This is a genomic window from Streptomyces purpurascens, from assembly GCF_045040895.1.
Classification (GTDB): Bacteria; Actinomycetota; Actinomycetes; order Streptomycetales; family Streptomycetaceae; genus Streptomyces; species Streptomyces purpurascens.
Genome location: NZ_CP108341.1, coordinates 8043188 through 8055300 on the forward strand (window position 1 = coordinate 8043188; position 12113 = coordinate 8055300).

At 70.4% G+C, this 12113-nt stretch carries 11 protein-coding genes; 5 read left to right on the forward strand and 6 right to left on the reverse strand.

What is annotated here, in order from left to right:
* The first annotated feature begins 11 nt into the window (after positions 1 to 11).
* Positions 12 to 836: a DUF427 domain-containing protein gene (locus OHU35_RS36585; protein ID WP_405508345.1), complete on the forward strand. Its 825-nt coding sequence runs from the start codon at positions 12 to 14 to the stop codon at positions 834 to 836.
* Between the two features lie 7 nt (positions 837 to 843).
* On the opposite strand, the gene OHU35_RS36590 is transcribed toward OHU35_RS36585, so the two are convergent.
* The 6 genes from OHU35_RS36590 to iolC all read right to left on the reverse strand — a co-directional run bounded on the left by OHU35_RS36590 (position 844) and on the right by iolC (position 7883).
* Complete coding sequence (locus OHU35_RS36590) at positions 844 to 1629, reverse strand: GntR family transcriptional regulator (RefSeq protein ID WP_189725965.1); 786 nt, start codon at positions 1627 to 1629, stop codon at positions 844 to 846.
* Positions 1630 to 1650: 21 nt separating this feature from the next.
* The gene (locus OHU35_RS36595; RefSeq protein ID WP_189725964.1) at positions 1651 to 3144 is read right to left on the reverse strand and encodes a CoA-acylating methylmalonate-semialdehyde dehydrogenase; all 1494 of its coding nucleotides are present in this window, start codon (positions 3142 to 3144) and stop codon (positions 1651 to 1653) included.
* Between the two features lie 42 nt (positions 3145 to 3186).
* On the reverse strand, positions 3187 to 5061 hold the full coding sequence (iolD, locus tag OHU35_RS36600; protein ID WP_189725963.1) for a 3D-(3,5/4)-trihydroxycyclohexane-1,2-dione acylhydrolase (decyclizing): 1875 nt from the start codon (positions 5059 to 5061) through the stop codon (positions 3187 to 3189).
* On the reverse strand, positions 5058 to 5951 hold the full coding sequence (gene iolB / locus OHU35_RS36605; RefSeq protein WP_189725962.1) for a 5-deoxy-glucuronate isomerase: 894 nt from the start codon (positions 5949 to 5951) through the stop codon (positions 5058 to 5060). The genes iolD and iolB overlap by 4 nt, the downstream gene beginning before the upstream one ends.
* A gap of 61 nt (positions 5952 to 6012) precedes the next feature.
* The gene (locus OHU35_RS36610) at positions 6013 to 6891 is read right to left on the reverse strand and encodes a deoxyribose-phosphate aldolase (protein WP_233878806.1); all 879 of its coding nucleotides are present in this window, start codon (positions 6889 to 6891) and stop codon (positions 6013 to 6015) included.
* A 14-nt stretch (positions 6892 to 6905) separates the two neighbouring features.
* On the reverse strand, positions 6906 to 7883 hold the full coding sequence (iolC, locus tag OHU35_RS36615; protein ID WP_359889672.1) for a 5-dehydro-2-deoxygluconokinase: 978 nt from the start codon (positions 7881 to 7883) through the stop codon (positions 6906 to 6908).
* Positions 7884 to 8207: 324 nt separating this feature from the next.
* Between iolC and OHU35_RS36620 the strand changes: the two genes are divergently transcribed.
* From OHU35_RS36620 to OHU35_RS36635, 4 genes are read left to right on the forward strand one after another with little or no spacing between them, the layout of a single operon-like run.
* Positions 8208 to 9227, forward strand: a complete 1020-nt coding sequence (locus tag OHU35_RS36620; RefSeq protein WP_189725959.1) for a sugar ABC transporter substrate-binding protein — start codon at positions 8208 to 8210, stop codon at positions 9225 to 9227.
* On the forward strand, positions 9227 to 10303 hold the full coding sequence (locus tag OHU35_RS36625; protein WP_405508349.1) for an ABC transporter permease: 1077 nt from the start codon (positions 9227 to 9229) through the stop codon (positions 10301 to 10303). Before OHU35_RS36620 ends, OHU35_RS36625 begins: the two co-directional genes overlap by 1 nt.
* A gap of 5 nt (positions 10304 to 10308) precedes the next feature.
* Entirely contained in the window at positions 10309 to 11202 is an 894-nt protein-coding gene (locus tag OHU35_RS36630; protein ID WP_229873097.1) for an ATP-binding cassette domain-containing protein, read from the forward strand.
* A gap of 1 nt (position 11203) precedes the next feature.
* The gene (locus OHU35_RS36635; RefSeq protein ID WP_189725956.1) at positions 11204 to 12106 is read left to right on the forward strand and encodes a sugar phosphate isomerase/epimerase; all 903 of its coding nucleotides are present in this window, start codon (positions 11204 to 11206) and stop codon (positions 12104 to 12106) included.
* Positions 12107 to 12113: the final 7 nt, after the last annotated feature.

Genomic DNA, 12113 nt, shown 5'->3' on the forward strand with positions numbered 1-12113 from the left:
GAGCACCGGCCATGACCACACGCCCGGCCCACACCGCCGCCCCGTCGATCAGGACCACCCCCGAAGGCCTCATGTGGGAGCCCAGCGAGCGCTGGGTGCGCGGCCGCAAGGGCGACGTCACCGTCGTCGACAGCCGGCACCCCGTGCTCGTCTGGGAGCCGCACCTGCCCGTGCCGCAGTACGTCTTCCCGCACGCGGACGTCCGCACCGACCTCCTCCGCCCGGCGAAGAACCCGCCCACCGGCAAGCACACCGGCTCCCGGATCTTCTACGACCTCGACGCGGAGGGCGAGGTGCGCGACAACGCGGCCTGGACGTTCCCCGCCGACGACCTCGCCGGCCACATCGCCTTCGAGTGGTTCCTGCGCACCGACACGGGCCTCGACCACTGGTACGAGGAGGACGAGGAGATCTTCATCCACCCTCGTGACCCGCACAAACGCGTGGACGCGCTGCCGAGCAGCCGCCATGTCCGGGTCGAGATCGACGGGCAGGTCGTCGCCGACACCCGCGACCCCGTCCTGCTCTTCGAGACCTCCCTGCCGACCCGGTACTACCTCCCCCGCGAGGACGTCCGCCTCGACCTGTTCGACGCCACCGACCACAGCACCGGCTGCCCCTACAAGGGCACCGCCGAGTACTGGTCCTGGCGCGGCGAGGGCGACGTGCCGCCCGACATCGTCTGGAGCTACGCGGCCCCGCTGCCCGCGGTGGCCGCGGTCCAGGGGCGCGTCGCCTTCTTCAACGAGGTCGTGGACATCACGCTGGACGGCGAGCGCCTGGAGCGCCCTGACACACCGTTCAGCCGGATGCTGCGCAGGGGGAGCCGCTCGTAGGACCGTCTCAAGGCCTCACCAGCAACTGGAAGTCGAACGTGTAGCGCGACGCCCGGTAGATGTGCGTCCCGTACTCGACCGGGCGCCCGGTGTCGTCGTACGCCGTCCGCTGCATGGTGAGCAGCGCCGCGCCCTCCTGCTCGTCCAGGCGGGCGGCCTCCTCCGCGGTGGCCGCGCGGGCGCCGACCGTCTGGCGGGCGCTGTGCAGGGTGATGCCCGCCGAGCGCATCATCCGGTACAGGCCCGTCGACTCCAGGCGGGCGCTGTCGAGGTCCAGCAGGGCGGACGGCAGGTAGTTGCACAGCAGGGCGACCGGCTGGCCGTGTGTGCGGCGCAGCCGTTCCAGGGCCGTGACCTCGCTGCCCTCCGCGACGCCGAGCGCGGCCGCTACGTCGCAGGAGGCCGGGACGACCTCGTTGCGCATGACCTCGGTGGTGGGCCCCTGCTTGGCCGCCTCCAGGTCGTCGTAGAGGCTGCTCAGCTCCAGCGGGCGCTTGACCTGGCTGTGCACCACCTGTGTGCCCACCCCGCGCCGCCGGACCAGCAGCCCCTTGTCGACGAGGGACTGGATGGCCTGGCGGACGGTGGGGCGGGACAGGCCGAGGCGCACGGAGAGGTCGACCTCGTTGCCCAGGAGGTTGCCCGGGGTGAGGACCCCGTGCTCGATCGCGGCCTCCAACTGCTGCGCGAGCTGGTGGTACAGCGGCACGGGACTGCCCCGGTCCAGGGCGAAGTCCAGTGAGCTGAGCGCAGGGGCGGCCGTGGTGCGGGCCCGGTCACCGGTCTTCGCCATGGATGAACCCCCCTCCGGGTGTCAGGAGTTGCTCGGGAAACCGAGGTTGATACCGCCGTCGGACGGGTCCGGCCAGCGGGTGGTGATGACCTTGCCCTGGGTGTAGAAGGCGATGCCGTCGTTGCCGTAGATGTGCAGGTCGCCGAAGAGCGAGTCCTTCCAGCCGCCGAAGGAGTGGTAGCCGACCGGGACCGGGATCGGCACGTTGACGCCGACCATGCCCGCCTTGACCTCGAGCTGGAAGCGGCGGGCGGCGCCGCCGTCCCGGGTGAAGATCGCGGTGCCGTTGCCCCAGCGGGAGTCGTTGATCAGCTTGATGGCCTCTTCGTACGTCTCCGCGCGCACCACGGCCAGCACCGGGCCGAAGATCTCGTCCCGGTACGCGTCCGCCGTCAGCGGCACCCGGTCCAGCAGCGAGACGCCGAGGAAGAAGCCGTCCTCGTGGCCGTCGACCGAGAAGCCCGTGCCGTCCACGACGACCTCGGCACCCTGCCCCGCGGCCGAGGAGACGTACGACGCCACCTTGTCGCGGTGCTCGCGGGTGATCAGCGGGCCCATCTCCGACGCCGGGTCGTTGCCCGGGCCGATCTTCAGGCTCTTCGCCCGCTCGGCGATCCGGCCGACCAGCTCGTCACCGATCTCGCCGACCGCGACCACGACCGACACGGCCATGCAGCGCTCGCCCGCCGAACCGTACGCCGCGTTGATCGCCTGGTCGGCGGCGAGGTCCAGGTCCGCGTCGGGCAGGACGAGCATGTGGTTCTTGGCGCCGCCCAGGGCCTGCACCCGCTTGCCGTGCTCGACGGCCTTCAGCTGGATGTACTTGGCGATCGGGGTCGATCCGACGAAGGAGACCGCCTCGATGTCCGGGTGCTCCAGGATGCGGTCCACCGCGACCTTGTCGCCCTGCACGATGTTCAGGACGCCGTCGGGCAGCCCGGCCTCGGAGGCGAGTTCGGCGAGCCTGAAGGAGGCCGACGGGTCCTTCTCGGAGGGCTTCAGCACGAAGGTGTTGCCGCAGGCGATGGCCAGCGGGAACATCCACATCGGCACCATCGCCGGGAAGTTGAACGGCGTGATGCCCGCGACCACACCCAGCGGCTGGCGGATCGAGGCCACGTCGACCCGGGTGGAGACCTGGGTGGACAGCTCGCCCTTGAGCTGGACGGAGATCCCGCACGCGAGCTCGACGATCTCCATGCCGCGCGCGACCTCGCCGAGCGCGTCGGAGTGCACCTTGCCGTGCTCGGCGGTGATCAGCTCGGCGATCTCGTCGCGGTGGGCGTCCAGCAGCTCGCGGTACTTGAACAGGATCGCCGTGCGCTTGGCGAGCGAGGACTCTCCCCAGGACTCGAAGGCGGCCTTGGCGGAGGCGACGGCGGCGTCCACCTCGTCGACGGTCGCGAAGGCGACCTGCTTCTCCTGGGCGCCGGTGGCCGGGTTGTAGACGGGGCCGAAGCGGCCTGAGGTGCCCTCGACGGGCTTGCCGTCGATCCAGTGGGTGATGGTGTTCATCGTGTGCGGGGCCTTTCGTGGAGCCTGATGTCAGCGGGGAGTTCAGAGGTGGCGGCGGCGTCCGGCGACCTGGCGGTCGTAGCGCTCGCGGGCCTCTACGGCGGCCTCGCGGGAGGCGGTCTCGGCCACCGGCACGTCCCACCAGGCCTCGGCCGGGGGAGCGGTCGGAGCCGGGTCGGTCTCGACGTAGACGCACGTCGGCCGGTCGGAGGCGCGGGCCGCGGCCAGTGCCTCGCGCAGCTCGCGCACGGTCTTGGCGCGCAGCACGTCCATGCCGAGGCTGGCGGCGTTGGCCGCCAGGTCGACGGGGAGCGGGGCGCCGGTGAAGGTGCCGTCGGCGGCCCGGAAGCGGTAGGCGGTGCCGAAGCGCTCGCCGCCGGTCTCCTGCGAGAGACCGCCGATGGAGGCGTAGCCGTGGTTCTGGATGAGGACGATGTTGACGGGCAGGCCCTCCTGGACGGCCGTGACGATCTCCGTCGGCATCATCAGGTAGGTGCCGTCGCCGACCAGCGCCCAGACCGGGGTGCCCGGGGCGGCCTGCTGGACGCCGATGCCGGCCGGGATCTCGTAGCCCATGCAGGAGTAGCCGTACTCCAGGTGGTACTGGCGCGGGCTGCGGGAGCGCCACAGCTTGTGCAGGTCGCCGGGGAGCGAGCCGGCGGCGTTGATCACCACGTCGTCGTCGCCGACGGCCGCGTCCAGCGCGCCGAGCACCTGTGTCTGGGTCGGCACGGCGTTCTCGTCGTCGGCGCGGTAGACGGCCTCGACGACCTCGTCCCAGCGGTCCTTGCCGGAGCGGTACTCCGCCTCGTACTCCTGGCCCACCCGGTGGCCTGAGAGCGCCTCCAGCAGCTTCTCCAGGCCGGACCTCGCGTCGCAGACCAGCGTCCGGGCGGCCAGCTTGTGCGCGTCGAAGCCGGTGATGTTGAGGTTGAGGAACCGCACCTCCGGGTGCTGGAAGAGCGTGCCGGAGGCCGTGGTGAAGTCGGTGTAGCGGGTGCCCACGCCGATCACGAGGTCGGCGGTGCGGGCGAGGTCGTCGCTGACCGCCGTGCCGGTGTGGCCGATGCCGCCGAGGTCGGCGGGGTGGTCGTGGCGCAGCGAGCCCTTGCCGGCCTGGGTCGAGGCGACCGGGATGCCCGTGGCCTCCACGAACGCCTTGAGCGCCTCCTCGGCCTCGCTGTGGTGGACGCCGCCGCCCGCGACGATCAGCGGTCGCCCGGCCGAGCGGATCGCCTCGACGGCCGCCGCCAGCTCCACCGGGTCCGGCGCGGGACGCCGTACGTACCAGACGCGCTCGGCGAAGAACTCCTCCGGCCAGTCGTACGCCTCCGCCTGCACGTCCTGGGGCAGGGCGAGGGTGACGGCGCCGGTCTCGGCCGGGTCGGCCAGCACGCGCATGGCCTGGAGCGCCGACGGGATCAGCGCCTCCGGGCGGGTGATCCGGTCGAAGTACCGCGACACCGGGCGCAGCGTGTCGTTGACCGACACATCCGCCTCGACCGGGTGTTCCAGCTGCTGGAGCAGCGGGTCGGGGGCGTGCGAGGCGAAGTAGTCGCCGGGCAGCAGCAGCACCGGCAGCCGGTTGATCGTCGCCAGGGCCGCACCGGTGACCAGGTTCGTGGCGCCCGGGCCGATCGAGGTCGTCACCGCCTGCGCGGACAGGCGGTTCAGCTGCCGGGCGTAGCCGACCGCGGCGTGCACCATGGACTGCTCGTTGCGGCCCTGGTGGAACGGCATGACGTCCTCGCCGGCCTCCAGGAGGGCCTGGCCGACGCCCGCCACGTTGCCGTGGCCGAAGATGCCCCAGGTCCCGGCGATCAGCCGGCGCCGCACGCCGTCCCGCTCGGTGTACTGGGCGGACAGGAACCGCACCAGGGCCTGGGCGGTCGTCAGTCGGCGGGTGCGGGCGTTCATGCGGAGGTCTCCGGGGCGGTGTAGAGGGGGAGCCGGGGGTCGACCGGCTGGTTGGGCCAGGTGTCGCGGACCCAGGCGTGGTCGGGGTGGTCGCAGATCAGCCAGGCGCGATCGGCCTCCGGGCCCGCCATGACGTTGAGGTAGTACATGTGGTGGCCGGGCGTGGCCATCGAGGGCCCGTGCCAGCCGTCCGGGATGAGGACGACGTCGCCGTCGCGGACCTCGGCCAGCACGTCCGTGCCCTGGCCCTGCCCGGACGGCGAGACCCGCTGGTAGCCGAGGCCCGGCGTGCCGTCGTGACCGGCGAACTCGAAGTAGTAGATCTCCTCCAGCACGGACTCCTCGCCCGGCCGGTGCTCGTCGTGCTTGTGCGGCGGGAACGACGACCAGTTGCCGCCCGGCGTGATCACCTCGACCGCGATGAGCTTGTCGCACTCGAACACGCCCGCCGCGCCGAAGTTGTTGACCTGCCGGGAGCAGTTCCCGGTGCCCCGCAGCTCCACGGGCACGTCGGAGGCCGGCCCGTAGCGGGCGGGCAGCCGGCGGGAGCAGCGCGCGCCGGTCAGCGCGAACCGGCCGCCGGCGGCGGAGGTCACGGTCGCCCGGGCGTCGCGCGGCACGTAGGCGAAGTCGCTGACGCCGCTGAAGACGTCCGGGCGGCCCCGGAGTTCGAAGGTGTCCTGGCTGAAGTCGTCCGCCGCGGCGACCGTGCAGCCGCCGCTCAGCGGGACGACGATCCACTCGCTCTCGCCCGTCTCGAACGAGTGCGTGCCGCCCGGCGGCAGCTCGAGGATCCGCAGGCTGGAGTGGCCCCAGCCGGCCTTCTCGGGCGTGATGTCGACGATGTAGGGGCCGCCGAGGGCCTTACCCGCGGGAAGGTGATACGTCATCGTGTGCGTGCCTTTCGGATCACAGCAGGTGCCACTTGAATCACAGCAGGTGCCTCTTGCATCACAGCAGGCCGACGGCCGTGTCCACCGCCTGTTCCACGCTGCCCTCGGCCGGGTAGAGCAGCGAACGCCCGACGACCAGGCCCTGGACGGTGGGCAGGCGCAGGGACTTGCGCCAGCGTTCGTAGGCGCCCTCCTGGTCCTCGCCCACCTCGCCGCCGAGCAGGACGACGGGCAGCGTGGAGGTCTCCAGCACCTCGGCCATGTCGTCCGGGTCGTCGGTGACGGGCAGCTTCAGCCAGGTGTAGGCGGAGGTGCCGCCCAGGCCCGAGGCGATGGCGACGGACCGGGTGACGGCGTCGGCGGACAGGTCGTTGCGGACCCGTCCGTCGACCCGCCGGGAGATGAACGGCTCCACGAACAGGGGGAGCCGGTGTGCCGCCATGGCGTCGACGGCACGGGCCGTGGACTCCAGGGTGGTCAGCGAGCCCGGGTCGTCGTAGTCGATGCGCACCAGGAGCTTGCCCGCGTCGAAGCGCAGCCGGGCGATGTCCTCGGCGCGGTGACCGGTGAAACGGTCGTCCATCTCGAAGGAGGCCCCGGCGAGTCCGCCCCGGTTCATCGACCCCATGACGACCTTGTTCTCCAGCACCCCGAGCAGGAGCAGGTCCTCCAGGATGTCGGCGGTGGCGAGTACCCCGTCCACGCCGGGCCGGGACAGCGCGACACAGAGCCGTTCCAGCAGATCGGCGCGGTTGGCCATGGCCAGGCGCCGGTCGCCGACCCCGAGGGCTCCACGCGCCGGGTGGTCGGCGGCCACGATCATCAGCCGGCCGCTGTCGCCGATCAGCGGGCGGCGCACCCGGCGGGCGGCCGCTTCCGCGACCGCCTCGGGGTTGCGGGCTCTGACCGTGGTGAGGTCGGGGATGCCGATGTTCAATTGCGGGCTCCGTTTCAGAGGCTCGTGCTCGCCGACGACGCCTCGGCGAGGAGGTCCGCGACCTCGGACTCGGTCGGCATCGCGGAGGAGCAGGCGAGGCGGGAGGCGACGAGGGCGCCGGCGGCGTTGGCGTGGCGCATGATCTTCTCCAGGTCCCAGCCGGCGAGCAGACCGTGGCAGAGCGAGCCGCCGAAGGCGTCGCCCGCACCCAGGCCGTTGACCACCTCGACCGGCACCGGCGGCACCTCGGCCCGGGTGCCGTCGCGGTGCACGGCGAGCACGCCCTTGGGGCCCTGCTTGACGACGGCCAGCTCCACGCCCGCCTCCAGCAACGCGTCGGCGCAGGCCTGCGGTTCGCGCACGCCGGTGGCGATCTCGCACTCGTCGAGGTTGCCGACCGCGACGGTGGCGTGGCGCAGCGCCTCGCGGTAGTACGGGCGGGCCTCGTCCGGGTCGCGCCAGAACATCGGCCGCCAGTCGAGGTCGAAGACGGTGATGCCGGACTTGTCGCGGGCCTTGAGGGCGGCGAGCGTGGCGGAGCGGCTCGGCTCCTCGCTCAGGCCGGTGCCGGTGATCCAGAAGATGCGGGCCCCGCGGATCGCGAAGAAGTCCAGCTCGTCGGTGTGGATCTCCAGATCCGGGGCCTTGGGGCGGCGGTAGAAGTACAGCGGGAAGTCGTCCGGCGGGAAGATCTCGCAGAACGTGATCGGGGTGGGGTACGCCTCGACCGGGGTGACCCAGCGGTCGTCGACGCCGAAGGACTTCAGTTCCTCGTGCAGATAGGTGCCGAAGGGGTCGTCGCCGGTGCGGGTGATCACCGCCGTACGGCGTCCCAGGCGGGCCGCCGCGACCGACACATTGGCCGCCGAACCTCCCAGGAATTTCCCGAACGTCTCCACACGGTCCAGGGAGACGCCGGTCTGCAGGGGATAGAGGTCGACTCCGATGCGGCCCATCGTGATCAAGTCGAAATACTGTGCCGGCCCGGCCATGCGCGACCTCCTCGGGAAGCTGGGGATGCGGGTCCCGGGGCGCCCTGACACGGTGGGGGCGTGGACCCATGGGACCTGCCGCCCCTCAGGTGTAGGTCGCGGAGGGCGGCGCTGTCAATAGTTTGTACTTACATTCGGACCTGCTTGTGAAATGATGTCTTAACAAAGTATTGACAGCGGGCGCGGCAGGGACTTGGATCCCGTGGCATCGCCACAGTCTGTTTGCGGCATCATGATCCGGACTCCGTAAGGCTCCGGGACCACGGATCCCTTCGTGATCCCCTCCCCTTTCCCCCGCAGTAGCACAGTGAGGTGCCAGGAAAGATGGACCGCTCTTCTCACCCCCGCTCCCGCAGGATCGCGCCCGTCGTCGCCGTGGCCGCGGCAGCGGCCCTGACTCTCGCCGGCTGCTCCAGCAGTTCCGGGGGCAAGGGTGCCGAGGAAGGCGCAGCGAACGCCTCCGCCGGCAAGGCGACCACGCCGCGCATGACCGTCGCCCTGGTCACCCACCAGGCGCCGGGCGACACCTTCTGGGACACCGTCCGCAAGGGTGCCGAGGCCGCGGCTGCCAAGGACAACATCAAGCTCGTCTACTCCGCCGACCCGAACGCGGGCAACCAGGCCAACCTGGTCCAGAACGCGATCGACCAGAAGGTCGACGGCATCGCCGTCACCCTCGCCAAGCCCGACGCGCTCAAGGGCGTCATAGGCAAGGCCGAGAAGTCCGGCATACCCGTCGTCGGCCTCAACTCCGGCCTGAGCGACTGGAAGAAGCTCAACATGCTGGAGTTCTTCGGCCAGGACGAGTCCGTCGCCGGCGAGGCCTTCGGCAAGAAGCTCAACGAGGTCGGCGCCAAGCACGCCCTCTGTGTCGTCCAGGAGCAGGGCAACGTTGGCCTGACCCAGCGCTGCGACGGCGTGGAGAAGACCTTCGACGGCAAGCTCGACACCCAGAACGTCAACGGCACCGACATGCCGGGCGTGAAGTCGACGATCACCGCCAAGCTCAAGCAGGACCCCTCCATCGACTACGTCGTCACCCTCGGCGCCCCCTTCGCGCTGACCGCGGTGCAGTCGGTCGGCGACGCCGGCAGCAAGGCGAAGGTCGCCACCTTCGACCTCAACAAGGACCTCATCAAGGCCATCAAGGGCGACGACATCCAGTTCGCCGTCGACCAGCAGCCCTACCTCCAGGGCTACTTGGCGGTGGACGGCCTGTGGCTCTACAAGAACAACGGCAACTACAGCGGTGGCGGTGAGCAGCCCGTGCTGACCGGCCCGGCCTTCGTCGACAAGTCGAACGTCGACAAGATCGGGGAGTTCGCCGCGAAGGGCAACCGGTGATGAGCATGACCCAGCAGGCCACGCCGGCGGTGGACACACCGCCGGCCCCCGGCCAGAAGCAGTCCGACGGCCGGACGCGGCAGCGCCCGCTGGCGCTGCGGCTGCTCGCCCGGCCCGAGGTCGGCGTCTTCCTCGGCGCCGTCGCCGTGCTCGTGTTCTTCCTGTTCGCGGCGCCGCCGGTGCGCGACGGCAGCTCGATGGCCAACATCCTGTACCAGTCGTCGACCATCGGGATCATGGCGCTGCCCGTGGCCCTGCTGATGATCGGCGGCGAGTTCGACCTCTCGGCCGGTGTCGCCGTGATCACCTCGGCGCTGACCGCGTCGATGCTCAGCTACCAGCTGACCCTGAACGTCTGGGTGGGCGTGATCGTCGCCCTGCTCGTGTCGCTCGCGATCGGCGCGTTCAACGGCTGGCTGCTGGTCAAGACCGGCCTGCCGAGCTTCCTGGTCACCCTGGGCACCTTCCTGATCCTGCAGGGCGTGAACCTCGCCGTCACCAAGCTGGTCACCGAGAACGTGGCGACCGACGACATCAGCGACATGGACGGCTTCACCCAGGCGCAGAAGCTCTTCGCCTCGACCTTCAACGTCGGCGGGGTCAACGTCAAGATCACCGTGGTGTGGTGGCTGGTCTTCGCCGCCCTGGCCACCTGGGTGCTGCTGCGCACCAAGTACGGCAACTGGATCTTCGCGGTCGGCGGCAACAAGCATTCCGCCCGGGCCGTCGGAGTCCCGGTGACCTTCACCAAGATCTCCCTGTTCATGCTGGTCGGCTTCGGCGCCTGGTTCGTCGGCATGCACCAGCTGTTCTCCTTCAACACCGTGCAGTCCGGCGAGGGCGTGGGCCAGGAGCTCATCTACATCGCCGCAGCCGTCATCGGCGGCTGCCTGCTCACCGGTGGCTACGGCTCCGCGATCGGCCCGGTCTTCGGCGCCTTCATGTTCGGCATGGTGCAGCAGGGCATCGTCTACGCCGGCTGGAACCCCGACTGGTTCAAGGCCTTCCTCGGCGTGATGCTCCTCGGCGCCGTCCTCATCAATCTGTGGGTCCAGCGCACGGCGACCCGGAGGTGACCGCAATGACCAGCGAAGCAACCGCCACCGACGAGGCCGCCACCAAGGACGCCGCTCTCGTCGAACTCAAGGGCGCCGGCAAGTCCTACGGCAACATCCGCGCCCTGCACGGCGTCGACCTCACCGTCCACCCCGGTAAGGTGACCTGCGTCCTCGGCGACAACGGCGCCGGCAAGTCCACCCTCATCAAGATCATCTCCGGGCTGCACCAGCACACCGAGGGCGAGTTCCTCGTCGACGGCGCACCGGTGCGCTTCTCCACCCCGCGCGAGGCCCTCGACAAGGGCATCGCCACGGTGTACCAGGACCTCGCCGTCGTCCCGCTGATGCCGGTGTGGCGCAACTTCTTCCTCGGCTCCGAGATCACCAAGGGCCCCTGGCCGGTCCGCCGTCTCGACATCGAGAAGATGAAGAAGACCGCGGACGAGGAACTGCGCAACATGGGCATCGTCCTGGACGACATGGAGCAGCCCATCGGCACGCTCTCCGGCGGCCAGCGCCAGTGCGTGGCCATCGCCCGCGCCGTCTACTTCGGCGCCCGCGTCCTGATCCTCGACGAGCCGACCGCCGCCCTCGGCGTCAAGCAGTCCGGTGTCGTGCTGAAGTACATCGCCGCCGCCCGCGAGAAGGGCCTGGGCGTCATCTTCATCACCCACAACCCGCACCACGCCTACATGGTCGGCGACCACTTCAGCGTGCTGCGCCTGGGCACCATGGAACTGTCCGCCTCCCGCAGCGAGGTCAGCCTCGAGGAGCTGACCAACCACATGGCCGGCGGTACCGAACTGGCCTCCCTCAAGCACGAGTTGGCGCAGGTACGCGGCGTCGACGTCGAAGAGCTCCCCGAGGCGGGAGACCTCACCGCCCCCGTAGCCTCGTCTTCGGAAGGAAAGTCCTGACATGGCCCTCGCGCTCGACCGCATCCGGGTCGGCTCCGCCCCCGACTCCTGGGGCGTCTGGTTCCCCGACGACCCCCAGCAGGTGCCCTGGGTCCGCTTCCTCGACGAGGTCGCCGAAGCCGGCTACTCGTGGATCGAACTCGGCCCGTACGGCTACCTGCCGACCGACCCGGCCCGGCTCACCGACGAGGTGACCAAGCGGAACCTCAAGGTCTCCGCCGGCACCATCTTCTGCGGTCTGCACCGCGGCCCCTCCGAGTGGGAGTCCACCTGGGAGCAGGTCAGCAACGTGGCCGCGCTCACCCAGGCGATGAACGCCGAGCACCTCGTCGTCATCCCGTCCTTCTGGCGCGACGACAAGACCGCCGAGATCCTGGAGGCCCCAGAGCTCACCACCGAGCAGTGGCGCAACCTCACCACGGGCATGGAGCGCCTCGGCCGTGAGGTGAAGGACAAGTACGGCCTGGACATCGTCGTCCACCCGCACGCCGACACCCACATCGACACCGAGGAGCACGTCGAGCAGTTCCTCGACTCGACCGACTCCGACGTGGTCAACCTCTGCCTGGACACCGGGCACTACGCCTACTGCGGCGGCGACAGCGTCAAGCTGATCGAGACGTACGGCGAGCGCATCGGCTATCTGCACCTCAAGCAGGTCGACCCGGACATCCTCGCCGACGTCGTCAAGAACGAGATCCCGTTCGGCCCCGCCGTGCAGCGCGGTGTGATGTGCGAACCGCCCGCCGGTGTCCCTGAGCTGGGCCCGGTCCTGACGGCCGCGCAGAAGCTCGGCGTGGACCTCTTCGCCATCGTCGAGCAGGACATGTACCCCTGCGAGCCGGACAAGCCGCTGCCGATCGCGGTGCGCACCCGTAAGTTCCTGAGGTCCTGCGGCGCCTGACGACCCG

Excerpts from the sequence above, each read along its gene's own strand:
- OHU35_RS36635 (WP_189725956.1), top strand. The coding sequence starts at position 11,204 with ATGGCCCTCGCGCTCGACCGCATCCGGGTCGGCTCCGCCCCCGACTCC.
- iolB (WP_189725962.1), bottom strand. The coding sequence starts at position 5,951 with ATGACGTATCACCTTCCCGCGGGTAAGGCCCTCGGCGGCCCCTACATC.
- OHU35_RS36630 (WP_229873097.1), top strand. The coding sequence starts at position 10,309 with ATGACCAGCGAAGCAACCGCCACCGACGAGGCCGCCACCAAGGACGCC.
- iolD (WP_189725963.1), bottom strand. The coding sequence starts at position 5,061 with ATGAACGCCCGCACCCGCCGACTGACGACCGCCCAGGCCCTGGTGCGG.
- OHU35_RS36585 (WP_405508345.1), top strand. The coding sequence starts at position 12 with ATGACCACACGCCCGGCCCACACCGCCGCCCCGTCGATCAGGACCACC.
- OHU35_RS36625 (WP_405508349.1), top strand. The coding sequence starts at position 9,227 with ATGAGCATGACCCAGCAGGCCACGCCGGCGGTGGACACACCGCCGGCC.
- OHU35_RS36595 (WP_189725964.1), bottom strand. The coding sequence starts at position 3,144 with ATGAACACCATCACCCACTGGATCGACGGCAAGCCCGTCGAGGGCACC.
- OHU35_RS36620 (WP_189725959.1), top strand. The coding sequence starts at position 8,208 with ATGGACCGCTCTTCTCACCCCCGCTCCCGCAGGATCGCGCCCGTCGTC.
- iolC (WP_359889672.1), bottom strand. The coding sequence starts at position 7,883 with ATGGCCGGGCCGGCACAGTATTTCGACTTGATCACGATGGGCCGCATC.
- OHU35_RS36590 (WP_189725965.1), bottom strand. The coding sequence starts at position 1,629 with ATGGCGAAGACCGGTGACCGGGCCCGCACCACGGCCGCCCCTGCGCTC.